General features: G+C 33.5%; 24 protein-coding genes and 1 other RNA gene. 8 read left to right on the plus strand and 17 right to left on the minus strand.

Translation table 11 applies throughout. From position 1 onward, the window contains the following. Window positions 1–57 precede the first annotated feature (57 nt). The 3 genes from rnpB to FD688_RS06200 all read right to left on the minus strand — a co-directional run bounded on the left by rnpB (window position 58) and on the right by FD688_RS06200 (window position 1,474). An RNA gene (rnpB, locus tag FD688_RS06190) (RNase P RNA component class B) lies at window positions 58–433 on the minus strand. Window positions 434–451: 18 nt separating this feature from the next. Next, window positions 452–838 (minus strand): cell division regulator GpsB, encoded by a 387-nt coding sequence (gene gpsB, locus FD688_RS06195; protein WP_138742257.1) that lies wholly within the window; start codon window positions 836–838, stop codon window positions 452–454. Between the two features lie 69 nt (window positions 839–907). Beyond that, a complete protein-coding gene (locus FD688_RS06200; RefSeq protein ID WP_138742258.1) occupies window positions 908–1,474 on the minus strand; it encodes a DUF1273 domain-containing protein in 567 nt (188 codons plus the stop codon). A gap of 104 nt (window positions 1,475–1,578) precedes the next feature. On the opposite strand from FD688_RS06200, the gene recU reads away from it, so the two are divergent. Together recU and FD688_RS06210 are read left to right on the plus strand one after the other, a co-directional pair. Beyond that, on the plus strand, window positions 1,579–2,205 hold the full coding sequence (gene recU / locus FD688_RS06205; RefSeq protein ID WP_138742259.1) for a Holliday junction resolvase RecU: 627 nt from the start codon (window positions 1,579–1,581) through the stop codon (window positions 2,203–2,205). A gap of 2 nt (window positions 2,206–2,207) precedes the next feature. Then, on the plus strand, window positions 2,208–4,517 hold the full coding sequence (locus FD688_RS06210) for a PBP1A family penicillin-binding protein (RefSeq protein WP_138742260.1): 2,310 nt from the start codon (window positions 2,208–2,210) through the stop codon (window positions 4,515–4,517). A gap of 58 nt (window positions 4,518–4,575) precedes the next feature. On the opposite strand, the gene FD688_RS06215 is transcribed toward FD688_RS06210, so the two are convergent. Genes FD688_RS06215 through FD688_RS06225 form a run of 3 tightly spaced genes read right to left on the minus strand, consistent with a single transcriptional unit; the run spans window position 4,576 to window position 8,553 of the window. Continuing rightward, window positions 4,576–5,310: a DnaD domain-containing protein gene (locus FD688_RS06215; protein WP_138742261.1), complete on the minus strand. Its 735-nt coding sequence runs from the start codon at window positions 5,308–5,310 to the stop codon at window positions 4,576–4,578. Window positions 5,311–5,328: 18 nt separating this feature from the next. Continuing rightward, entirely contained in the window at window positions 5,329–5,832 is a 504-nt protein-coding gene (locus FD688_RS06220) for a DUF5590 domain-containing protein (protein WP_138742262.1), read from the minus strand. Window positions 5,833–5,844: 12 nt separating this feature from the next. Continuing rightward, the gene (locus FD688_RS06225; RefSeq protein ID WP_138742263.1) at window positions 5,845–8,553 is read right to left on the minus strand and encodes an exonuclease domain-containing protein; all 2,709 of its coding nucleotides are present in this window, start codon (window positions 8,551–8,553) and stop codon (window positions 5,845–5,847) included. 159 nt (window positions 8,554–8,712) lie between these two features. On the opposite strand from FD688_RS06225, the gene mvk reads away from it, so the two are divergent. Genes mvk through fni form a run of 4 tightly spaced genes read left to right on the plus strand, consistent with a single transcriptional unit; the run spans window position 8,713 to window position 12,759 of the window. After that, entirely contained in the window at window positions 8,713–9,642 is a 930-nt protein-coding gene (mvk, locus tag FD688_RS06230) for a mevalonate kinase (RefSeq protein WP_225426119.1), read from the plus strand. Window positions 9,643–9,663: 21 nt separating this feature from the next. After that, on the plus strand, window positions 9,664–10,632 hold the full coding sequence (gene mvaD / locus FD688_RS06235) for a diphosphomevalonate decarboxylase (protein WP_138742264.1): 969 nt from the start codon (window positions 9,664–9,666) through the stop codon (window positions 10,630–10,632). A 20-nt stretch (window positions 10,633–10,652) separates the two neighbouring features. Further along, window positions 10,653–11,717 carry a phosphomevalonate kinase gene (locus FD688_RS06240; RefSeq protein ID WP_138742265.1) on the plus strand — a complete coding sequence of 355 codons (1,065 nt, stop codon included), beginning with the start codon at window positions 10,653–10,655 and terminating at the stop codon, window positions 11,715–11,717. A gap of 4 nt (window positions 11,718–11,721) precedes the next feature. Continuing rightward, the gene (fni, locus tag FD688_RS06245; protein ID WP_138742266.1) at window positions 11,722–12,759 is read left to right on the plus strand and encodes a type 2 isopentenyl-diphosphate Delta-isomerase; all 1,038 of its coding nucleotides are present in this window, start codon (window positions 11,722–11,724) and stop codon (window positions 12,757–12,759) included. 131 nt (window positions 12,760–12,890) lie between these two features. Here the strand turns inward: fni and FD688_RS06250 are convergent, their stop codons facing one another. The 3 genes from FD688_RS06250 to FD688_RS06260 form a co-directional block, all read right to left on the minus strand. Continuing rightward, the gene (locus FD688_RS06250) at window positions 12,891–14,411 is read right to left on the minus strand and encodes a zinc ribbon domain-containing protein (RefSeq protein ID WP_138742267.1); all 1,521 of its coding nucleotides are present in this window, start codon (window positions 14,409–14,411) and stop codon (window positions 12,891–12,893) included. 21 nt (window positions 14,412–14,432) lie between these two features. Next, window positions 14,433–15,227, minus strand: coding sequence for a zinc ribbon domain-containing protein (locus FD688_RS06255; protein WP_138742268.1), 795 nt, complete (start codon window positions 15,225–15,227; stop codon window positions 14,433–14,435). 148 nt (window positions 15,228–15,375) lie between these two features. Continuing rightward, entirely contained in the window at window positions 15,376–16,719 is a 1,344-nt protein-coding gene (locus FD688_RS06260) for an RsmF rRNA methyltransferase first C-terminal domain-containing protein (protein ID WP_138742269.1), read from the minus strand. An 86-nt stretch (window positions 16,720–16,805) separates the two neighbouring features. Here FD688_RS06260 and FD688_RS06265 point away from each other — a divergent pair, with 86 nt between their 5' ends. After that, window positions 16,806–17,612, plus strand: a complete 807-nt coding sequence (locus FD688_RS06265; protein WP_138742270.1) for a Cof-type HAD-IIB family hydrolase — start codon at window positions 16,806–16,808, stop codon at window positions 17,610–17,612. A gap of 32 nt (window positions 17,613–17,644) precedes the next feature. Here the strand turns inward: FD688_RS06265 and glpK are convergent, their stop codons facing one another. Both glpK and FD688_RS06275 read right to left on the minus strand, forming a co-directional pair. Continuing rightward, entirely contained in the window at window positions 17,645–19,153 is a 1,509-nt protein-coding gene (glpK, locus tag FD688_RS06270) for a glycerol kinase GlpK (RefSeq protein WP_138742271.1), read from the minus strand. Window positions 19,154–19,169: 16 nt separating this feature from the next. Further along, entirely contained in the window at window positions 19,170–19,358 is a 189-nt protein-coding gene (locus tag FD688_RS06275; protein ID WP_034531102.1) for a 2-hydroxymuconate tautomerase, read from the minus strand. Window positions 19,359–19,475: 117 nt separating this feature from the next. Between FD688_RS06275 and FD688_RS06280 the strand changes: the two genes are divergently transcribed. Then, window positions 19,476–20,906: a C69 family dipeptidase gene (locus FD688_RS06280; protein WP_138742272.1), complete on the plus strand. Its 1,431-nt coding sequence runs from the start codon at window positions 19,476–19,478 to the stop codon at window positions 20,904–20,906. A 90-nt stretch (window positions 20,907–20,996) separates the two neighbouring features. Here FD688_RS06280 and rplS read toward each other — a convergent pair whose 3' ends face one another. The 6 genes from rplS to FD688_RS06310 all read right to left on the minus strand — a co-directional run bounded on the left by rplS (window position 20,997) and on the right by FD688_RS06310 (window position 23,722). Next, window positions 20,997–21,353, minus strand: a complete 357-nt coding sequence (gene rplS / locus FD688_RS06285) for a 50S ribosomal protein L19 (RefSeq protein WP_034531098.1) — start codon at window positions 21,351–21,353, stop codon at window positions 20,997–20,999. Between the two features lie 126 nt (window positions 21,354–21,479). Continuing rightward, window positions 21,480–22,226, minus strand: a complete 747-nt coding sequence (gene trmD / locus FD688_RS06290) for a tRNA (guanosine(37)-N1)-methyltransferase TrmD (RefSeq protein ID WP_138742273.1) — start codon at window positions 22,224–22,226, stop codon at window positions 21,480–21,482. After that, window positions 22,216–22,740, minus strand: a complete 525-nt coding sequence (rimM, locus tag FD688_RS06295; protein ID WP_138742274.1) for a ribosome maturation factor RimM — start codon at window positions 22,738–22,740, stop codon at window positions 22,216–22,218. The genes trmD and rimM overlap by 11 nt, the downstream gene beginning before the upstream one ends. 55 nt (window positions 22,741–22,795) lie before the next feature. Further along, window positions 22,796–23,053 carry a KH domain-containing protein gene (locus tag FD688_RS06300; protein ID WP_034531095.1) on the minus strand — a complete coding sequence of 86 codons (258 nt, stop codon included), beginning with the start codon at window positions 23,051–23,053 and terminating at the stop codon, window positions 22,796–22,798. A 13-nt stretch (window positions 23,054–23,066) separates the two neighbouring features. Then, complete coding sequence (gene rpsP, locus FD688_RS06305) at window positions 23,067–23,342, minus strand: 30S ribosomal protein S16 (RefSeq protein ID WP_034531094.1); 276 nt, start codon at window positions 23,340–23,342, stop codon at window positions 23,067–23,069. Between the two features lie 92 nt (window positions 23,343–23,434). Beyond that, entirely contained in the window at window positions 23,435–23,722 is a 288-nt protein-coding gene (locus FD688_RS06310; RefSeq protein WP_138742275.1) for a hypothetical protein, read from the minus strand. Between the last annotated feature and the right edge of the window lie 4 nt (window positions 23,723–23,726).

A 23,726-nucleotide genomic window follows, 5' to 3' on the forward strand; every position in this document is an offset into this window, starting at 1 on the left:
TTTTCAATAAAAAAAGGGAGGAAGAAAACTTCCACCCTTTTCCTGAATGGTGTACATTCCTGTAAGCCATGTTTTGTGCTTTATATTTAAGTCAGGCCTTTAAATATAAAGTAGTAATCATCTATCTGAGAAATAAATTTCTCCCCCACATTTGGTTCAATTTCCGTATGTGAAGCTCCCCTACCAAAGTTTGGGTTTCCCGCTCGCGGGGTTTACCGCGTTCCACCAGTATCGTTTCCAATCCTGTATCGTCACTGTGGCACTTTCAGAAGTACTAAAGCATAGCAAAACCTTAGCTCGTTTCTTCGCCATTACTACAAATTGTAGTCCCCCGGCTTATTTTTTCACCGAGCACGAACACTACAAGCATCGCAGCTTGTGCGAGAGTGGACTTTCCTCAGCCAACATAAGTTGACCGCGATTACTCAGAACATACACCAGTTATTAACAATTAATATCTGTCGATGCTACTTGGTCCTTCAGTAGAACCAAATACACGTTGTTCTAGGTTAGATACACGTTTTAAAAGTTCATTTTCAATACGTGTTCTGCCTAGGTTATCATGATTTGATGGTGCTGAATTTGAATCATTGAAATAACCAGATGGAGAAACACTAGGTTCTGGTGTAACAGTACCAGTAGATTGTTTTAATCTTTGTACTTCCATTCTTAGTTGATTGTTTTCATTTTCTAGACTATTGATTCGATTATCGAATGCTTGATAGTCCTTAATAATACCATCCAAGAAAGTATCTACTTCATTTGGATCATACCCTCTCATCTTTTGAGAAAATGTCTTTTCTAAGATGTCCTTAGGGGTAAATTGTATATTGTTCATTATTCACACCTCATATCATAAATAATCACGAACAAGTATTATTGTACCAGAAATTTAAACATTTTCAATTTATTCATCAAAATTATTTAAATTATTTTGGTACTCATTCGCGGCTTCTTGTAGTTCGTCAAAATCAATTAAATGATAATCATAGTCATGTCTTTCTGAAAATCTTTTAATCTGCTCATAATCATATTGTGTTTTTCCAGGATTGTCAACATCATAGATTAGTAAAGCTCTATCCGTGTGATTAAGCATAAAATCCTGATATGCTCTTAGCTGCATTGGTGATTTATATGAATCATTAGAAACACTCGCAGTAAAGTCTACTTTATTAATATTTTGTGATAATTTCATTTGATTTCGTTCGTTCCATTGATTTCCAAACTCCTTGAATGGTAGCATCATAGAAATTTTAAATTCATTGGGATATTCCTCTTTTAGTTGGTCTGCAACCTCGACTGTCCATTGTTCTACACCCATTTGGCCACCCGTTATTATCCAATCAACATTATCTACTATTGATTGCTTTAAATTATTTTCAATTACATTTTTGATGACTAATTCTTTTGGATCCTTTTCACCAAATACACCTAATTCATAACTTCGATATCCTGTTACCCAAAGTCTTGAAATATTAACACCCCCCCTACCTTATTATTAACTTTTCAATACTAATGGTATAATATTATTAATAAACTTACAGTAATAATTTATTACATTTTTGAAAGGTGGTACTCATGGCTATCCGTTATCCGAATGGTAAAGCTTATAATACTGGCTTGGATAAAAAAAATTCAGGGCACAATCGTAGATACGTAAAGCCAACATTATATGGTGGTCGTGGAATGACTCTTGAAGAAGAATTAAATCGAAGCAATGAGTATTATTTAAGTAAAAATATTGCCGTAATACACAAAAAACCAACTCCTATTCAAATCGTTAAAGTTGATTATCCTAAAAGAAGTGCTGCCACGATAAAAGAAGCATATTTTCGTAAAGCATCTACTACTGATTATAACGGTGTATATAAAGGAAGATACATAGACTTCGATGCAAAGGAAACTAAAAACAAAACATCATTTCCTCTATCTAACTTTCATGAACATCAGGTAGAACATATGAAAAAATGTCTCGATAATGGCGGAATTTGTTTCGCGATTATCAAATTCGTAATATTAGATGAAGTTTATTTATTCAAGGCATCAGACCTCTTTTATTTTTGGGATAAACAAAATAATGGTGGAAAAAAATCCATAAAAAAGGATATAATTGAGGAACTTGGTTATAAAATTAATTATTCATTAAATCCCACGATACCTTATTTGGATGCCGTGGATGAATTAATAGACCGCAAAGGAGAATAATAATGTCTCAAAACAATCCTAACTTGGGCAGCCGTGTCCAAAGAAATCAAAAGCAACATAAATCATCTAAACATGCTACATGGATCAAAAGAGTCATTGTAGGTGGATTAGGATTTATTTCATTGCTAATCGTTCTAGGAAGCATCATCTTCATGATTTATGCTTCTAGCGCACCTGAGATTAGTTATCAATCTCTATCAAGTGATAACTCAACCAAAATTTATGACAATTCTGGCCACGTTATTTCACGATTAGGAGTTCAAGATCGAGATTATATTAAATCCGATAAAATTCCTAGCCAACTAAAAAATGCGATTGTCTCAATTGAAGATCGTCGTTTCTACAAGCATCATGGTGTTGACCCAATCAGAATTATGGGAGCTTCATTATCAAACATAACTTCTGGTTCATTAAACCTTCAAGGTGGTTCTACACTAACCCAACAACTAGTTAAATTGTCTGTATTCTCTACTGCTGCTTCTGACAGAACTCTTAAAAGAAAAGCTCAAGAAGCGTGGTTAGCACTTAAGATTGAACGCACATATTCAAAACAACAAATTCTAGAATTCTACATTAATAAGGTATACATGGGTAACAATGTATATGGTATGGAAACTGCTTCTGAATACTACTTCGGTAAATCATTAAGTAAACTTTCTATTGCTCAAACTGCCTTATTAGCAGGTATGCCTCAATCACCAACTTACTACAATCCTTATGTATATCCTCAATATGCAAAAGATAGAAGAAATGAAGTATTGAACGCAATGGCATCATATGGTGCCATCACTCAAAAACAAGCTGCAGATGCTAAAAAGACAAGTATTAAGTCTGGTTTAGTTAAAAATCATAAGAACAATTCGTTAGAATCTGTTAAAGAAAAATATGTTGATTCCTATTTAAAACAAGTTATTCAAGAGCTTAAGGCTAAGGGGTACAACACTCAATCTGGCTTAAAAGTTTACACTAACTTAGATTTATCTGCACAAAAGAAACTTTACAATTTGGCAAATAACGATGCATCTGTTGGATTCCCTAACAGTACTATGCAAGTTGGTGCAACATTAGTCAATCCAAAGACTGGTGCTGTTAATGCAATGATTGGTAGCAGAAAAACTGATATTCAATTAGGTTTGAATAGAGCTGTACAAACTGATAGATCCAGTGGTTCTACCGCAAAACCTTTAATGGATTATGGTCCTGCAATCGAATATCTAAACTACCCTACTTATCAATTAGTTCATGACACTCCTTATACTTATGCTGGAACAAGCACAACTTTAAAGGATTTTGATGGCAGATACGAAGGAACAATTTCAATGCACAAGGCATTGGTTGAATCAAGAAATATTCCAGCCATTAGAACGCTTGAAAATGTTGGTGTAAGTAAGGCAACTGACTTTTTAAGTTCATTAGGTATGTCATTCAGTAATCCACTATCCTTACAAAATGGTATTGGTTTATACATCTCAACTGAACAAGAAGCTGCAGCTTACTCTGCATTCGCTAATAATGGTGTATACCATAAGCCATACTTAATTAGTAAAGTTGTCACTCCTGATAATGAATCACATGATTTTAGTTCTGAGGGTTCTCAAGTAATGAGTCCAGCTACTGCATTCATGATGACTTCAATGCTAAAAGGTGTTATGAACCAATCAAACGGTTCTGGTACTGCAGCTTATATTCCTGGTTTATACCAAGCTGGTAAGACCGGTACTACCCAATATCCAGATAACACTTACAATGGTTACTTACCTGCATATGCGGCAATGGATTCATGGTTCACTGGATATACCCAAAACTATGCCCTATCTGTTTGGACTGGGTACGACCATCCATATCAAACTGGTAATTATCTAACTGCCGATCAAACGGATATCGCTCAAAGAATTTACAAGTACGAAATGCAATACATTTCTCAAAACAAAACTAATAGCGATTGGGTAAAACCAAGCAACGTAACTGCTGTTAAATCTGGTGGTCAAACTGAATACTACAAAGATGGCTACTCATCTATCCAAGGAGATAAAACAACTGGTTATGCTGGTGGATCACTTTCATCAGTACTTGATAGTACTAAGAAACAAACGAAGGATACTAAGTCAAACAAATCATCAGATGATGATGACGACAAGGATTCTCAAAAAGATAAAAACGAAGCTAAGAAGAGTTCTGGATCAAACGGCAACAATAATAACGATTCAGAGAAAAATCAGCAAAATAACCAAACAAACAATAATGGCAATAACACAAACAATGCCAATAATAATCAACAAAATAACAACGGCAATAACAATAACAACCACTAGTTTATAGCTACGAAAAAAGCACCTAGAAAAAGTTCTAGGTGCTTTTTTATTTACACTCTTATTTATCAATTTTAAATAAAGGAATGTCTGGTTTGTTTTGTGTTCCCTTATCACTAAATTTAACGCTCTTATTAAACTTTTGTTCATGGCTACGACGATTACGTTCAACATCAGCCGGAGTCTTGATATTGGCTTTTTCCCAGTTAACTAGAATTCTATCCATATACTTCAAACTGTATACTTGATTTAAAACAGATTCTCTAAGTGCTAACTTAATCATTTGTGGATCGTATTCATCATCGCTGATCCATTGATTAATAGTTTCAATTTCGATTGGTGATAAAGGTCTACCAAATTCTGATTCGATGGAATTAAATACCTGTTTACGATCAGATTCAGTTATTTCATTAGAAGTGCTATTACCTTCAAAAACGACGTTTGAAGTTTCACCTTCTGCAGTTCCTTGATTTAATTCTGATAATTTTTCGTACATTAAAGAGAAATCATAGACATCAAAGGCTTGTCCTTTTGCATTGGATAATGTCTTAATTCTCATTAATTTGTTCTCTACCAGTTCATGCAAGACTTGATAAGCCTTTGCATTTGAAAATCCAGTAGCCTTTGTAATTTCTTTGATATCAGGAAAATAATTACCTATATCGATATTTCTTTTAATTTGAAGATAGATTACCAGTTGGTCACTAGTCATTCCTAATTTAGGATAATTCTTTAATAGATAATTAGAAATGGTGGTTTGACCTGATTGAAGTATCGTCTTTGCAAATTTATCCATTAAAACATACCCCTTTATCTATACATTAGCAATAAATCTTAGAACTTTACCTGATTTGAAGTCAATGACAGCATAATTCAATTCATTTTTAGAATTAAAGTAACTTACTGCCCAGGCAGGTTTTTCATTAAAGATTGTTGGAGCAACACTAATCAATTTTGAAATTCTTTGCTTTTGGTTAGCGACACTTTTAGCTTCATTTGCTGAAATTCCATCTTTGACATTGGCAACATTAATGCTACCCGTCTTTTTTTCAATTATTACGTATTGTTTTTGGTTGTCTTTATTAGGACCTTCAATAGTGTAATAAGTTCTATTCAAATCAGACATGTAGAAGTGATCGACTGATTTAATACCAACCTTCTTTTCTGCCAATGTAGTTGCTTGGTGCTTAGCAGATGAAAGTGGTTGTCTAGCCCATAAAAACAGTCCTATGATTATTAAAAATAAAACAATAATTATTCCGATTAGCCATTTAAATATTCTAAAATAGTTAATCTTCTTCAAAAAAGAAACATTCATCTTCTAACTCCTCTACACCTTTTTTAATTTTTCGATAATTTTTCTTTTATCAAGTAACTGAGGCTTGATATGACTTGGAATTAAGTCGATTAAATTGCTACCATATGGGCCTTCAATGACTTCTTTATCCCTTAGATAAATTAGGCCCTTTGAATCAGATAATTCTATAACATCTTTAATAGCATCTTTAATATTTAGGATGCCTAATGGAATGGATAATCCATCATTAGGATTTCCGTGTTCATTGTTAATTAAATCATATTGCGCTTGTAAGTATATATCGTCAAAGGAATCGATAGCCATTGAATCAATAACTAGCATATTGATTGTTTTATTTTTATTGCGTAAAGACTTTAATAAATCATTATTTCCGACTATTATGTTACGCGAATCGACCACAATCTTTTTTACAATTTTTTCATCATTGCCGCTGCAGTCTTGACTTAAAATGACGTTATGCTCATTCACATCAGATTCATACAAGGATTTAGCAATTTCTTTTACTCGTTGTTTTGAACGAGTAAGAATAAAAGCATTTCCTTTATTATACTTCATAACTTTTTCAAGAGGCATCGGAATTTGTAAAGATTCATCTAAAATTAAATTAACTTGTCCGTTTAAATCCTTCTCATCTTCAAATTTAATCATTCGAGTATTTTGACGTTTTAATTCTAACTTGTCGTAGAAGTATTGAGAACGTTTTGACGAATAAATGGCACTGTCTAAGAAGATAATACCTTTGAAATACTTGTATAGTTCATTTGGTAAGATGTTTTCATTTCTAACTAATCCTCCATACAATACACCATTTTCGGAATCTTTATCCTCGTTAACATTAAAAGCAAAAATCAATTGTTTACCAAGCTTGTTTAATTTAAACAAACGAACTAGATTGTTTTCGATAAATGAACAGTATTCTTCTAACTTGTCAAAGAAAGCATATAAGATGGCTTTATCGTGACCATTGAAATGATTAATCGATCTTTTCATGTCGTCAACGATATCTAAAATAGTTTGTTGATTTCTAGAAATCGAATTGAATAATGATTTTTTGTTTAACACAAATGTTTTAAATCTTTCAACATCTGGTTTGACAATATATCCATCAACGGTTCTATTAAGTTTGCTCTTTGAATAAAAAGCATTTAAAAAGTCATCCTTAATTGTTTCAAATTGATCAGTATTTTTAGCTAATAGGTTTTCAATCTTTTTAGTCATGCCAGCCTGTTTTCTAGCCTTGTTGAAGATATCAAATACATTTCTGTTATGTGTTTGATACATCAAGTTAGTAATGTGATTGCAAATAATCTTGTTTTCACTTAACTTGAATTCGATTCGATAATTATCTAGTGCATTATCACTTAACTTTCTAGAATCTTTGATAACTAAGTATGGGTCGTTTTGATGCAATTTTTGCACGTTTTGTAGTAAATAGTCATGAGATACCAAAATAACATTAGCGGTTTGGTAATCATGAGCTAACTTCTTAATGTAGTATCCTCTATTTTGTTCATCACTAACAACATTTAAGAAATAGTTTTGATTATTATCTTTATCAAGTTTTAACTCGTTAATATCACCGGTTTTAGTAAACGTTAACCAGATTAAAATTTTACACTTTAGAAATTCGGTATTTTTAGAGTTGCTAACAACGTTTAAACTATCAGAAAACTTATCCAAATCAATATAATCAGTTACCGGTCGAACAATTAAACATCGAAGACGTTCAGAAGTGATTTTATTGATATTCTTCACTTGGGTAACTAACTTAGATTCCGAGTTAAAATCTTCATCACCTGCAATAATAATTTTTTGGTTCTTTTTAAGTAAATAACTAAGTGGAAATAAATAACTAAAGTCATAGTTAAACTCAGCATTTTCTTCAATCAGCAAATTATTACTTTCAGATGCGGTATGATAGTTCCCATAAATCGAATTCATTAGCTTATTTTCGGTATTATTGAACTGAGTAATTCCCTTAAGCATCTTCGATTTTTTACGTATATTATTAGGGTATTTCAATTCTACAAATTCGTTATCACTATGATATTTGATTTTTCTAACCTTTAGATTCTTAATGTTCATAATCTTATGATTATCATCTTTGTGTTTTAAATGATAGGCACGCTTAAACATAATTAAAGAGTCCATCGGTAGGGATGGATTAATATCTAAAATCTGTTTAACAGTCTTCTTAGGTAAATTATCCAATTGATGTAACAGAATAATTAATATTTTAGCAGTGGCTAGAGCGTCACTACTGGATGAATGTGGGTGATTGTGAACAATGTTTAGGCTTTTACTTAAATCAGTAAGTTTGTAGCTAGGTTCTGTTGGTAATAACAATTGGCTCAATGTAACGGTATCAATTGCTTTATTAGTTAGCTCTTTATGATTCACCCTTTTAAATTCGAAATTTAAAAATGGGAAATCAAAATTGACGTTATGAGCAACAAAAATTGTCTTATCAAGTAACTGATAGATCTTATCTGCTACTTCGGCAAACGTTGGTGCATTAACGACTGTTTGGTTTGATATTCCAGTTAATTTTGTGATTTCAGTTGGAATACTAATTTCAGGATTAATAAATGAATTAAATGATCCAATAATTTTGCTATTTTGAACAAAAGTACAACTAAATTGGATGATTCGATTAGTATAGTTGGACTGACTACTACCTGTAGTCTCAATGTCCACCACTGAAAAAATGGTATTACTCATGATTTCGTTCACCAATCTTTCAAAAAATACTTAAGTTAATGATACTACACTTATTAGGTATTTATCTATTATTTAAGGACACAAATATAAATATTTAAGTTATTTTTATTATGATGATTTTATGATAATATTAACATTAAGAGAAAGTGAGCGATAATATTGACAAATCAAGCAATTGGACATAGTCATGCCAAAATAATACTTATGGGCGAGCATAGTGTTGTATATGGTCAACCAGCCATTGCACTCCCAGTTCCTAAAATTGACTTAAACGTTACAATAATAGAAAAACAAAATGGTATATACATCAACAGTAAATACTTCATTGGTAATTTAAATAGTGTCCCAAATGATTTATTAGGGATTAAAAATTTGATTGATAGCACCCTTTCTAAGTTACACAAAAAGGATGCCTCTTTTGAGATGATTATCGATAGTTCCATTCCATCAGAACGTGGAATGGGTTCTTCAGCAGCAACATCAGTTGCCATTGTAAAAGCATTATTTCATTACTTTAACGTCAGTTTTGATAAGGATTTATTACTTGATTTAAGTAATGTTGAAGAAACGATCACACATGGTAACCCTTCTGGATTAGATACAGCAACTGCAGGATCAGATAATCCAGTATGGTTTATTCGAAATGAAACTTTAAACGAAATAAACTTTAACTTAAATGCCGTACTAGTAATTGCCGATTCTGGTATTAAGGGAAGAACCGATATTGCAATTAACTACGTTAAACAGCAGTTACATAATAATAAAGAAGATACTATGAAATCAATTAAGCATATTGGTGACCTGGTTACTCAAGCTAAGTTTGATATCGAAAATAATAACCCTATTGAACTCGGTAAATTAATGACTGAAAACCAAAAAGAATTAAAAAAATTAAAAGTAAGTAACGATAAGATTGATGAATTGGTTGAAATTGCTAATCGAAACGGTTCATTAGGATCCAAACTAACAGGTAGTGGTCTTGGAGGATGTATCATCGCTTTGGCAAGAAATATCAACGAAGCTCAAAGCATTGAAAATGCACTATTAAAAGCCGGTGCATTAGATACATGGATTCAACCTTTTAAATAAAACTCGGAGGAATTATAGAAGATGTTAGGTGAAAAAATTACCGCAAGAGCACATACAAATATCGCCTTAGTTAAATATTGGGGAAAAGAAAACGAGCATTTAATTATCCCTGCAAATAGTAGCCTATCGCTGACACTTGATGAATTTTACACAGACACAAGTGTTAGATTTGATGAATCTCTTGACTCCGATGTGGTCACTTTAAATGGCAATGATGTTAATGATGAAAAAATCACCAAATTTATGGACATCATCCGCAAAAACGCAAAAATTAATACATTTGCACACATTCAATCGATAAATCACGTCCCTACCTCAGCTGGGCTAGCATCATCTGCTTCAGCATATGCAGCGTTAGCTGCTGCTGGTAGTAAAGCTGCCGGACTTAATCTAAATGAAAAGGATTTATCCCGTTTAGCAAGACGTGGTTCGGGTTCGGCAACACGTTCTATATTTGGCGGTTTTGCTGCATGGAATAAAGGAAATGACGATGAAACTTCATACGGTTATAGCATTCAAAATCCAGTAAAAATGGATGTTAATATGATTGCGATTATTTTAGATAATCAACCTAAAAAAATTAGTAGCAGAAAAGGAATGAAGATTTCTATCGAAACTTCTCCCTACTATGAAAGCTGGATTCAACAGACTACAGAAGATTTTCAAACAATCAAAGATGCAATTAAGCAAAATGACTTCACTACTTTAGGTAAAACTGCTGAATTAAATGCAATGAGAATGCATTCATTAACATTAAGCTCTGATCCCTCATACTTATATATAAATGCCGATAGTCTTGAAGTAATTAATATGGTTAAAGAATTAAGAGAAAACGGCGTTGAATGCTATTACACAATGGATGCTGGACCAAATGTTAAAATCATTTGTCAAAGTGATAATATCAATGCAATTACCGATAAACTGTCTGATAAATTTACTAATGATCAGATTAAAGTATCTGGACCTGGAGAAGGAATAAAGTATCTATAAACTGAAAGGACCAATTTAAAATGATTTCTGTAAAAGCACCCGGAAAGCTATATATTGCCGGTGAATATGCTGTGGTTGAAAAAGGATGTCCAGCTATCATTGTTGCAATTGATCAATATATTACTGCTAATATTAGTGAATCGGAAAATAATGTTGGTGTTATTCATTCAAAACAGTATGAAAATGACAAAATTGAATGGATTTACGATAATAATCAAATCAAAACTCTAAATGATAACAGTTCTTTCAACTATGTAATTTCAGCTATGAAAACATTTGAAAAATATGTAGAAGAATTAAACATAAATCATAAATTATATAACATTGATATTGATAGTAATTTAAATAGCCAAGACGGAAAAAAATATGGATTGGGTTCATCAGCAGCCGTGACAGTTGCTACGATTAAAGCTTTAAACGAACTATATGGTTTAAATTTATGCAAACTTCAAATATTTAAACTAGCTGCCATCGCCCATTTAAGAATTCAAGGAAATGGATCGTTGGGTGACGTAGCTGCAAGTAGTTTTGGTGGATGGATTGCATATAGTTCGTTCGATAAGAACTGGTTAACAAATCAAACCAATTTAAAAAAAACATTGGAACAAAGATGGCCTCATCTAATGATTGAAACACTTACACCACCTTCTGATTTGGAACTACTAATTGGTTGGACTGGAACACCTGCTTCAACTGCTAATTTATTAAAAAGTGTTGAAGAATCCTCAAACGTTGATAGATATAATCAATTTTTAAATAAAAGCAAAAGTTGTATCAACAAGATGATTAGTGGATTTAAAAACAAGGATATAACTGCAATTAAAAAACAAATTAAAGAAAATAGAAATATCATCGTTGAATTGGCCAGTTTTACTGGCATCGACATAGAAACAAATAAGCTAAAACGACTATGTGAAATAGCTGAAGAATACAACGGGTCAGGAAAATCTTCTGGAGCCGGAGGTGGAGATTGTGGAATTGCCATCGTTGAAAAGCAGTCTCCCATTAAAGATATAGAAGCAAAATGGACAGAAAATGGTATTGTCCCACTTCACCTAAATATTTACTCAGAACAGGAGGCATAATCAAATGGTCAGTATACAATCTCATCGAAAAGATGAACACGTTTCATTAGCTATTAAATTCTATGAAAAAAATAGCCATGCAGGTTTTGATCAACTAAGATTTGTCCATCAAGGAATTCCTGAAATAAGCTTAAATGAAATAGATACATCAACAAACATCGAAGGCATCAAAATGAAATTCCCCATTTATATCGAAGCTATGACTGGTGGAAGTGAATATACAAAGAAATTAAATGAAAAACTTGCAACAATCGCAAAGAGTACAGGAATTGCTATGGCCACTGGATCTCAAAGTGTTGCTTTAAAAGATAATAATCTTGCTTCTTCTTTCGAGATTGTTAGAGAAGCCAATCCAAATGGAATCGTATTTTCTAATTTAGGCGCCTCCGCTGACGTTTCAAGAGCTAAGGCCGCTGTAGAAATGATGAAATCAGATGCTATTGAGATTCATATTAATACACCTCAAGAAATGATTATGCCTGAAGGTGATCGTGAATTTAAATGGATTGAAAATATTAAATCTATACAAAAAGAACTAGAAATCCCCGTTATCGTTAAAGAAGTTGGATTTGGTATGTCTAAAGAAACCATTCAACAACTAATTGATGCTGGTGTTAAAAATATTAATATAAGTGGTAAAGGTGGTACTAGTTTCAGTAAAATTGAAAACTATCGTCGAAAGAAGCAAGAAATGGACTACCTAGAAGATTGGGGACAAACAACTGTTGAGTCCCTTTTAGAGGCTCAACCATTTAAAAATAGCGTTAATATTATTGCTTCAGGTGGTATTAGGACTCCACTTGATGCAGTTAAATCAATAGCACTTGGTGCAAATGCAGTTGGTATTGCAGCCCCCATTTTATATTCATTAATCAAAAACGGAGAAGAAGAAACAGTTAGTTTCATTAATGAATTTATATATGGCATGAAGTCAACAATGACAATGCTTGGTGTAAAAAACATATCTGAATTACAAAACAAAAGAATGATATTGAGTCCTGATTTACAATCTTACGTATCACAAAGAGCTCTTCCCTATTAATAAGCAAGCGGTTTTTGCTTGCTTTTTTCTTTTATTTAATTAGGTTAAAGTAACTTTATACTTTTAACTAATTATTAAAATTTATAAAAAAAAAGACCTCTACTTTTAAGTAGAAGCCTTAATTTTATGATTTAATCATCATCATCATTATTTTTGTCATAATCTTTAATCTTACCTGCTGACTTGAGTGTTTGTAACTTGAGTGAACTATCTTCCTTCTTCATGTTAGCAGTAAATTTAAAGATCTGAATATGATTGTGATCATCACCGTCATCATCAGATACATCAAAAGTATATTTAAAAGTCCCAGTAACAACTGAGTGGTCACCTGCAGGAACAACTGAATCAACAGATGAATCAATGCTTACACTATTAAATTTGTTGTTGTTAATTTGATCAGCTTGTTGCTTTGCCCAATTAATGAAATCTTGAGCGTCACTGTTGTTTGAACCATCAATGAAGTAATCACTAGGATCAAAGTCGTTATTGTCATTTACAGATGAACTAAGATCATTTGAGAAGTCACTGATTAGATTTGCAGCGTCATCTTTATCAACTGAACCAGGATAGTTTAGACTCACTTCTTGTCCATCGTCACTTTCGCTCAAATGATACTTATCTGATGTGATTGCTTTACCATCCGAATGCATGACACCATAAATATAAATTGCAGAAGAGAATGGCATGTCTGAAACCTTGTAATCTCCATCACCGTTACTAGTACCGACTTTCTTATCATTAATGTAAATGTCAGCATTTGGGCCAGCTTTCACAGTGAACTTAATAGTCTTCAATGGCATGTAAATATTGTCACTGTTATCGAGGTAAGTAGTTTGTGCGTTAGTAACTTTTTTACCTGATAATGTCTTTGAAACAGTAATATTATAGTCACCCGGTAGAATTCGACCCAAACTAAATTCTGAATCTGAATCAGAAGTTTGACCAATCTTATTATTATTTAAAATAACATCGGCAGACTTTTCACTTGTTGTAACTGATGGAACAACAGGTTTTACCTTAACTTGGTAGTTTGGGAAGAATAACCACTTATGTCCATCTTGAACATATTCAAAATTACCATCTTTAGAAGAACCATAATTATTTAGTTGGCTTTTTAAAGATTGTAATTCATCATTATTTTTGTTCATGTGCTTAGACAATGGTGACATTGTACTATCATTTAAAGTAACTCGACTATCCGTAGATTCAAAGTAAGAATCAGTATTCTTATCACTGGTTAATGAAGTCATTGCACGATCTAAGACAGCACTCTTTGAGTAATAGTGGTTTCCGAAAAGATATCCAATAAAACTAACTACAACAACAATAGCAATCACAATTCCGATGATAAGGTTTCTAGTTTGATGTTTTTTACTTTTCTTAAAACCACTTCTTGTTTTCCTATCGTCTTCTTTGTTTGATAAATATTGAGAATCATTATTAACATTATTAAATTCTGATTGTTGATTAGCATTATTGTTATTGCTTTGAGGTTGTTGATAATCATTACCTATATTATCAGCAATTTCTTGACTAGATTGATTTGTTTGATTAGTTACGTCGTTATCTAATTGTGCACCACAGTTATGACAAAATTGTTCATCTGAACTAACCTTAGTACCACAGTTTTGACAGAATCTTGATTCCCCCATAATTTAACCCCCTAATCGAAATTAAGCTGTTAGTGACTTAAAGAAAATAATAAAGAACACAATGATTAATGATAAGTAAGCTAATAATAAAACATATAACTTATCAAACTTGTTTGAATTTTGACCATCGATAATTGCGTATGTGAAACCAATTAGGTCGTTAATTACAACAAATAGGAAGATAAACATGTTTAGTGGTAATGCAACAAGGCCACCAATTAATACAAATACGAACATAATAGCTGATAGCATAACTGAAATATTAGTATATGCAGCTAATTTGTTCATGAATTCGAAGAAATCAGTCTTTTCACCAGTTCCAGTCACTGCAAAAGCTCTAAATCCGTATGCTAATGCAATGAAAGCAACAATCATTAACACTGAGAATAATTCAATTTTACCAGCACCATCGCTTACTAGATTTTGAAAAAGACTTGAAATTGATGACGCAGCATCTCCACCAACACTACTTGAAGCAAGGTCAATGTCACCATTAATCTTTGATGTAATTAACATGACAGATAAAATAGCTAATACTACACTGGTAATAAATGAAGTTAGACCGAAGTACTTGTTTGGAGCCTTTCCACTTAGTGAAGGATGTTTAACACTACCCCAGAACCATTTAAAGAAATCTTTAGCGTAGTTCTTAGCTTGTTCTGTGCTTTGATTTTGAACAAAGTTTTGGTTTTGTGCTCCGTCAGTGTTTGATCCATTTTGTTGAACGTTTTGTACAATTTGGGCTCCACACTTAGGGCAGAACTTTGCTCCTTCCTTTAATTCGTTACCACATTTTGGGCAAAATTTTGCACTCATATAAAATACCTCCAGAAATATGTAATAAAAAAATTATACCATTATTAATTCTAACATACTTTTATTTAATTATCTTATAATTAAATAAAACATTAAATGAAAGAACGTATAAAAAAGAGCTGCAATTTAATGCAACTCTTTTAATTTATTAATCTATGTTAAATCTAAGTCCCTTGGGGAAGAAATTTTTAATCATACCATTTACAACCTTACCAAAACCAACAGGTTGGTTTTTACATATTAATTGATACCATCCCTTTTTAATATCATTATCACAGTTAATAACATCCCCATGAACGTATTGTTTCCATTCATTCTCAGATATATCTAAACGATTAACTACTTCGTCACTATGCAAAGCTAATGCTAATGCGTAACTTGGTTCAAAACGTTTCTTCTTAATAGTTCCTAAATGTAATCCTGGGCGCATCACTTTTAATCCCTTCAAATCAGGAACTGTGTTATCAAATGTGTATAATTGATCTCCAAATAAGATTAAATGTTTTGGATCAAAGTTTTTTAGATTAGATTCCTTGAATTCATTCCATAGCTTCTTATCATCATTTGATAGGTTACTTTGAAGACGTCGCTTAATTTTCTTCGCATTACCTTCATCGTTGCTAGATAATTTTGAAACAAAGTGGCCTTCACCTTTAAAGTGATTAGGAAATAGTCTAACTGTATTGGCTAATTCTTCATTGCCATCTGCCCACTGAGGTTTACCACTAAGCATCCCTTCGTACTTATTGATTGGATCAATAGTGAAGTTATAAGTATCCTTCATCCATTCAACAATTTGTTCATCCTCTTCTGGAGCAAAAGTACATGTTGAGTAGATAATCTTACCACCTGGTTTAAGCATTTTAACCGCTTGTTCAATGATTTCTTTCTGACGGGTGGCACATTGATTAGGATAATCCACATTCCAATATTGAATAGCATCATTATTCTTCCTAAACATCCCTTCACCAGAACATGGTGCATCAATTAGTATCTTATCGAAGAAACGTGGAAAGTGTTTAGCTAAGTTATTAGGATTTTCGTTTAGAATTAGTGCATTTCTAATGCCAAATCTCTCAACATTCTCCACCAATATCTTAGCACGTTTATGATCAATCTCGTTAGTTACTAGTAGTCCTTGGTTATCCATGTAACTTGCAACATGGGTTGTTTTGCCACCAGGAGCAGCACATAAGTCTAATACGTAATCCCCTGGTTTAATATCTGCTACTTCACCTACGTACATTGCACTAGGTTCTTGTGAGTATATCGCACCGCTTTGATGTTCAACACTCTTACCATTAACATCACCATAGTATCCGTATTTACAGTATTCAATTGATTCTTTATCAGATTCAGCTGGCATATGTTCCTTTAATGGATTAATTCTAAATCCAGGATTGGTATCCTTATCTAGACTGGCAAAGAATGATTCTGCGTCATCTCCCAGTAGTTTTTTATATTTAGCTTTAAAATCGTTTGGTAATTGCACGAGATTACTCCTTTTGCATTGACTTACATTTTTTAATTAGTTAACATGTTACTATTATATTTTTTTAAAAGAGGTGAAACAACTACATGGATAAAAAACTTATCGCAATTGACCTTGATGGAACTACTCTAAATAGTGAGTCAAAGGTTTCACAAAAAACTATTAATACTTTAAATAAAGTAATTGATTTAGGTCATGTTGTCAATATAGTGTCCGGTCGACCACCACGTCTCATTACCGACATTTATAACCAAATTGGACTAAATAATCCATTAATTAGTTTTAATGGTAGTCTAGGATACAATCCACTAACTGAATGGAATAAGGCCTATGAATACAATATTGATCGTGATATTGTATTTGAAGTCTTAAAGCACGATAAAGAATTAGGAATTAATCTAATGGCTGTTGAAGGTAAAGAACTATTCTTGGCTAATCGAGAAGCAAACGATGAGGTTGGTTTTTTCCCAACTAATCTTGAACCTTCTGAACTCATTACTCAAGAAAACTTAAATGAAAACCCAATTTGCCTAACACTACAAATCCAACACAACAAAATGGATAAATTCATTAACTATGTAGATCGTAACTATGGTGATACCCTACAAATTTCACCATGGGGAGGTCCTGATTCAATTGTAGAATTAGCATCTAAGGACATTAGTAAAAAAACTGGTCTAGAAGTACTATCAGACTACTACAATATTGACCAATCTAACATCATTGCTTTTGGTGATGAATTTAACGATGAAACAATGTTAAATTACGCTGGCTTAGGTGTTGCTATGAAGAATGGTCAACCAAAGATTAAACAACTAGCCGACGACGTTACTAAGTACGATAACGATAATGATGGTTTAGCTCGTTACCTAGATGAATACTTTGAACTATAAAAAGACTTGAGATTAACTCAAGTCTTTTTATTTTACTTATTATTTGGATGAAACATTTGTGTACTCTTAACCGCTAATTGCCAACCTTTATAGTAGTTATTACGTTTGTCTTCATCCATATTAGGATAAAATTCATCTTGCTTAGGTTTGATTTGCTTAATGTCATCAATATCTCGCCAAAATCCAACCGCTAATCCAGCTAGGTAAGCAGCACCTAAAGCAGTGGTTTCAGAGATAGATGATCTTTCAATAGGTGTATTTAAGATGTCTGATTGGAACTGCATCAAATAATCATTCTGCGCAGCCCCACCATCAACCTTTAGATGTTTCAAATCCAATTGAGTGTCATCCACCATGGTGTTCACTACATCCTTAGTTTGATATGCTAGTGAATCCAATGTAGCCTTAACAAAGTCTTCCTTTGAAGTAGCTCTAGTTAACCCAAATATTGCTCCTCTACTGTCTTGGTCCCAATATGGAGCGCCTAGACCAGTAAATGCCGGAACAACGTAAACATCATGATCATTTGATGAATTAAATGCTAATTCTTGGGTTTCTTTAGCATCATTAATCATTCTAAGGCCATCTCTTAACCATTGGATTGCAGAACCTGCGACAAAGACACTTCCTTCTAATGCATAATTCACCTTGCCATCAATTCCATAAGCAATAGTCGTTAGTAATCCACTTTTAGACAATATGGGTTTGTTTCCAGTATTCATGACAATGAACGAACCAGTTCCATAAGTGTTTTTAATACTTCCAGCTTCTAGTCCTAATTGACCGAATAACGCGGCTTGTTGGTCACCCGCAATACCAGAAACAGGAATTTGTACACCGTAAAAAGCATAGCCAGCTGTGTAACCATAAATTTCAGATGATGATTTAACACTTGGCAATATTTGATTTGGAATATCCAAAGCCTTTAAAATTTCATCATCCCAACTTAACGTGTGAATGTTATACAACATTGTTCTACTTGCATTGGAATAATCAGTCGCATGGACATGTCCACCAGTTAGTTTCCATAGAATCCAGGTATCAATAGTTCCAAATAAGACATCACCATTTTTTGCCTTTTCTTTAATTCCTTCAACATTATCTAACAACCACTTAATCTTAGTTGCTGAGAAGTACGAGTCGATTACCAAACCGGTCTTTTCATGGATCATATCTGCATAACCCGCTGCTTTTAAATCATTCGCAATATCACTCGTCTGTTTCGATTGCCATACAATTGCATTATGAACTGGTTCACCTGTGATTCTATCCCACATCACTGTGGTTTCTCTTTGGTTGGTAATCCCGATTCCACGAACCTTATAAGGCGGAATTTTGGAGTGAATCAATGCTTCTGAGATAACTGTCTGGACAACATCCCATATTTCATTAGCATCATGTTCAACCCATCCTGATTGAGGGAAAAATTGCGTAATCTCCTTTTGAGACTTACTTACCACCTCGCCACTATGGTTAAAAATCATAGCACGAACACTGGTAGTTCCCTCATCAATTGACATTATATACTGTTCGTTTTGCATTTTATTTCCTCAGTTATTATTTTTCGTCACTTTTTAGTTTACCTGCAACACTGTAGTTACTCTTCTTCATTTCGTTTAAAACAATGTGAACGTGTTCAGCTGGTGCACCAGTGTTCTTTACGATTGCGCTGGTAACGTCCGCAACTAATCCCTTCAACTGTTCTTCGTTTCTTCCTTCGATTAAATCAATATGTACTAATGGCATAATCATTCTCCTAGTCTATAATTTTATTCTGATTATACTTTAGATACTTATATATTTCAATTTTTCAAAAATTTAATGTACAATTATGTAAATGAAACTAACGAGGGAGTGTTTAACATGCTAAAGTTTCCGGAATACGATGCATGTACTAGTATCTTAGTCGGTAAGAAAGCATCCATTGATGGTTCTACCATGATTGGTCGTAATGAAGATTGCAAAGCAACCTGGCCAAAACATTTTGTTGTTCATCCTCATAAGGAATATAAAGAAAAACCAATGTTTAAAGCGCAAGAAAACGCCTTTACAATGGAATTACCTACTGTTAGGGGTAAATACACTGCTACTCCAGAATGGACTAATAAAGAGGGATTATTTGAAGAAGAGGGCATTAATGAATATGGTGTCGCTATGAGCGCTACCGAAAGTGCCTACTCAAATAGTTATGTATTAGGGTTTGATCCACTAGTTGAAGACGGTGTTAGCGAAGCTTCTATTGTCACTGTTGTTCTACCATACGTTAAAACCGCACGTGAGGGAGTTAAACGTCTAGGTGAAATCGTATCAAAACACGGTTCCAGTGAAAGTAACGGTATATTATTCTCAGATCAAGACGAAGTCTGGTACTTTGAAATTGGTTCCGGTCATCACTGGGTCGCCATGCGAATTCCAGATGATTGCTATGCAGTCGTATCAAATCGATTATCCATTCAGAATATCGACTTCGATGATCCTGACAACTTTATGTGGTCAGAAAGCATCATTGATTTCGTAAGAAAAAACCACTTAAACAATTCTAATAACGGTAGCTTTAACTTTAGAGAAATTTTTGGAACTAAAAACGAATCAGACCTATACTACAACAACCCACGTGTTTGGTATGGTCAACGGATGTTCAATCCGGAAATTCAACAAGAACCGGAATCATATGATTTACCATTTGTCAGAAAACCCAGTCGTTTAATTTCAGTTCAAGATGCTAAAGATTTCCTAGCATCACATTACCAAGGAACTCAATTTGATCCAGTTGGTAAAGGTAGTCATGAAGATAAAACCAGATACCGTCCAATCAGTTTAGCAAAAGCACAAGAATCTCACGTCTTACAAATTCGACCAAACTTACCGATTGAAGTTGGTGGTATTCACTGGTTATCAATGGGTGTTGCTGCACAAAGTGTCTTTGTCCCATTCTTCGCTGGAATCAAAGATACTCCACTCGAATACAAAATTGGAAAGTTAACCTATGAGCCCAAATCCGCATACTGGATTTTCAAACTAACTGGAGTGCTATTAGACCCTCATTACAATACCTTCGTTGACGTTGTTGGTGATGTCCAAGAAAAGCTTAATATATACTTCCAACAAAAGATTAATGAAGCTGATATTAAAGCCAATGATTTAGCACCTCAAGAAGTATCTGATTTTGTCACAAAGATCAGTAATGAATGTGCTGAATATGCAATGGACAGTTACAGACATCTATCGTACGAACTAATCTCAAAATCAACTGACTTTTCAAAGTTAAACTATAATACAGACGAAAACCTATAAAATAAAATGGTGGCTTAATTGCCATCTTTTTTTGTACAAAAAAAGAGCAACGCATAAGCGTTGCTCTTCATTTTAGATATAAATTTTATCTTAACGACGACGTGCTTCTTTAATACGAGCAGCCTTACCATGACGTTCGCGTAAGTAGTATAGCTTAGCACGACGTACGGCACCACGACGAGTTACTTCTAATTTAGCAACACGTGGTGAGTGTAGTGGGAAGATACGTTCAACACCTACACCTGAAGTGATCTTACGAACAGTGTAAGTAGCTTGAATACCTGTACCGTGGCGTTTGATAACAACACCTTCGAATACTTGGATACGTTCGTTGCTACCTTCAACAACCTTTACAGATACCTTAACAGTATCTCCGGCTCTAAATTCTGGAACATCACTCTTTAGTTGTTCCGCGTTAATCTTTGAGATTAATTCGTTTTGACGCATAATATAACATCCTCCAACTAGCATTCTTGTCTTTACTTGTTGCAACAGCGGAATACCGTTTTTATTTAACTATAAAAATAGTCAATTAGAATACTAACATAACCACAATTACTTGTAAAGATTATTTTATTCTTCTTCTATTTTTACTTCCGATAATAATTTCTTTTGTAAATCCGTTAATTGACTGTAATCAATTAAGTCAGGGCGTCTAATATATGTTTTTCTTAACGCTTCTTTTTCGCGCCATTCTTCAATCTTTTGATGGTTACCACTAGTCAACACACTTGGTACCGTCATACCCCTAAAATCTGCCGGCCTAGTGTATTGAGGATATTCCAGTAATCCACTTGAGAATGAATCACCTGGTGCTGATTCATCATTACCCAAAACATCAGATAATAATCGAGCAGTTGCATCAATCATCACCATTGCTGGCAGCTCTCCACCGGTTAACACAAAATCCCCCAATGAGTATTCATCAGTAACTAATGTCTTAATTCTTTCGTCATATCCTTCATAGTGACCACAAATGAACGTTAAATGATCTTCCTTAGATAACTTTTCAGCCTCTTTTTGATCAAATTTCTTTCCTGCCGGATCTAACAGAATCACACGCCCCTTAGAAATGCCTTCCTTAGCAGCTTCTTCTTGGGTATGTGACAAAGCATCAAAAATTGGCTGAGCTTGTAGTAACATTCCTGCACCACCACCAAATGGATAGTCATCAACGTTACCATGCTTATTGGTCGAAAAGTCTCTAAAATTAGTAATATTAATATCTAATAATCCTTTATCCTTTGCTTTTCCAAGGATTGAATCACCCAAAGGGCCATCAAACATATCTGGAAACAAGCTTAAGATATCAATTTTCATCGTCGAGCCCCCTAGGAACATCCACAGTAATTACTTCATCGTCTAAATTAACATCTAAGATAACTGAATCAATCTTAGGTAATAATAAATCGGACTTGTTATCACGTGAGACAACCCAAACATCATTGGCACCTGGTGAAAGAATTTCCTTAACGGAACCAATCTTTTGTCCATCAGTATCTAAAACATCTAAACCAATGATTTGGTGATAGTAGTATTCGCCAGGTTGTAAGTCATCACTATCAAGTTGATCTTCAGCAATCTTTAATTCTGAAGGTTTTAAGTATTCAACATCATTAATAGTTGGCTTGTCTTTAAAGTGTAGCAAGATGAAGTTCTTATGAGTTCTAACACCATCGATCACTAACTTTTCGCTCTTAGTATCATTTAAAAACGCATAAACTTCACTACCAACTTTAAAACGTTTTTCAGGGAAATCGGTAATAGACATTACACGAACTTCACCACGAAGTCCCTGAGTATTTACAATCTTTCCAATATTATAAAAGTTCATTATTCATTTCCCCTTTTATGTTAAAAAACTCTTAAACAAAACACCAAGGTTTCATTTAAGAGTTTTTATTCTTACTATCATCAATAATCAGTCTTACGCGCTTATCACCAGAAACACGAGCACTATAAACAATCGTACGAATTGTTTGTGCTACATGGCCCTTTTTACCGATAATTCTACCGACATCGGCAGGATTGGTAACAAGATGATATTCATAGAAACGATCCGATTCACTATGATCGATAGCAACATCCTCTGGATATTCCACCAGTGGTTTTACGATTTTTTTAATCAGCTCATCAAAATTAGTCATAACTCGATATCACTTATTTCTTAGAGTATTTAGCTTCATGATATTTCTTCATGATACCAGCATCAGATAGTAAGTTACGTACAGTATCTGAAGGTTGTGCACCCTTGTTTAACCATTCGAAGATATCTTCTTCTTCTAGTTTAACAGTACTTGGTTGAGTTAATGGGTTGTAAGTACCAACAGTTTGGATGAAACGACCATCACGAGGGCTACGTGAATCAGCAACTACAACACGGTAGAAAGGACGCTTCTTTGAACCCATTCTCTTCAAACGAATTTTAACAGACATTAATAAACACCTCCTGTATTTCTTTTAACGATATTAAATATAACAGTTATTTAGATGCTTGTAAAGGTTTTTTTCTTTACACCATGATTTTTTTACTGAAAATCAGATAAAAAAGCACTTTTGGCAAGTTGATCCATATATTTTTCGTTATTAATAACAAAATTATGGACGCTTTGATAGTCATCAAAATCAATTTTGACATTCTCAAATATCTTATGTTTCACTAGCTCCTTTGCTAGATTAACATCATTAACTGATATCTTTGCCACAAATGGTGAATCTTCATAAATCTCATCCCAAGAATTAAGCAGTAGTGCCTTTGCTCTTTTAATATTGATATTATTATTAATTGCCATTTTTAATATATCCGGTTTTAACATTTTA

Source organism: Apilactobacillus kunkeei (assembly GCF_005930975.1).
GTDB lineage: Bacteria > Bacillota > Bacilli > Lactobacillales > Lactobacillaceae > Apilactobacillus > Apilactobacillus kunkeei_E.

Excerpts from the sequence above, each read along its gene's own strand:
- gpsB (WP_138742257.1), bottom strand. The coding sequence starts at position 838 with ATGAACAATATACAATTTACCCCTAAGGACATCTTAGAAAAGACATTT.
- recU (WP_138742259.1), top strand. The coding sequence starts at position 1,579 with ATGGCTATCCGTTATCCGAATGGTAAAGCTTATAATACTGGCTTGGAT.
- FD688_RS06210 (WP_138742260.1), top strand. The coding sequence starts at position 2,208 with ATGTCTCAAAACAATCCTAACTTGGGCAGCCGTGTCCAAAGAAATCAA.
- FD688_RS06215 (WP_138742261.1), bottom strand. The coding sequence starts at position 5,310 with ATGGATAAATTTGCAAAGACGATACTTCAATCAGGTCAAACCACCATT.
- FD688_RS06220 (WP_138742262.1), bottom strand. The coding sequence starts at position 5,832 with ATGAATGTTTCTTTTTTGAAGAAGATTAACTATTTTAGAATATTTAAA.
- FD688_RS06225 (WP_138742263.1), bottom strand. The coding sequence starts at position 8,553 with ATGAGTAATACCATTTTTTCAGTGGTGGACATTGAGACTACAGGTAGT.
- mvaD (WP_138742264.1), top strand. The coding sequence starts at position 9,664 with ATGTTAGGTGAAAAAATTACCGCAAGAGCACATACAAATATCGCCTTA.
- FD688_RS06240 (WP_138742265.1), top strand. The coding sequence starts at position 10,653 with ATGATTTCTGTAAAAGCACCCGGAAAGCTATATATTGCCGGTGAATAT.
- fni (WP_138742266.1), top strand. The coding sequence starts at position 11,722 with ATGGTCAGTATACAATCTCATCGAAAAGATGAACACGTTTCATTAGCT.
- FD688_RS06250 (WP_138742267.1), bottom strand. The coding sequence starts at position 14,411 with ATGGGGGAATCAAGATTCTGTCAAAACTGTGGTACTAAGGTTAGTTCA.
- FD688_RS06255 (WP_138742268.1), bottom strand. The coding sequence starts at position 15,227 with ATGAGTGCAAAATTTTGCCCAAAATGTGGTAACGAATTAAAGGAAGGA.
- FD688_RS06265 (WP_138742270.1), top strand. The coding sequence starts at position 16,806 with ATGGATAAAAAACTTATCGCAATTGACCTTGATGGAACTACTCTAAAT.
- glpK (WP_138742271.1), bottom strand. The coding sequence starts at position 19,153 with ATGCAAAACGAACAGTATATAATGTCAATTGATGAGGGAACTACCAGT.
- FD688_RS06275 (WP_034531102.1), bottom strand. The coding sequence starts at position 19,358 with ATGCCATTAGTACATATTGATTTAATCGAAGGAAGAAACGAAGAACAG.
- FD688_RS06280 (WP_138742272.1), top strand. The coding sequence starts at position 19,476 with ATGCTAAAGTTTCCGGAATACGATGCATGTACTAGTATCTTAGTCGGT.
- rplS (WP_034531098.1), bottom strand. The coding sequence starts at position 21,353 with ATGCGTCAAAACGAATTAATCTCAAAGATTAACGCGGAACAACTAAAG.
- trmD (WP_138742273.1), bottom strand. The coding sequence starts at position 22,226 with ATGAAAATTGATATCTTAAGCTTGTTTCCAGATATGTTTGATGGCCCT.
- rimM (WP_138742274.1), bottom strand. The coding sequence starts at position 22,740 with ATGAACTTTTATAATATTGGAAAGATTGTAAATACTCAGGGACTTCGT.
- FD688_RS06300 (WP_034531095.1), bottom strand. The coding sequence starts at position 23,053 with ATGACTAATTTTGATGAGCTGATTAAAAAAATCGTAAAACCACTGGTG.
- rpsP (WP_034531094.1), bottom strand. The coding sequence starts at position 23,342 with ATGTCTGTTAAAATTCGTTTGAAGAGAATGGGTTCAAAGAAGCGTCCT.
- FD688_RS06310 (WP_138742275.1), bottom strand. The coding sequence starts at position 23,722 with ATGTTAAAACCGGATATATTAAAAATGGCAATTAATAATAATATCAAT.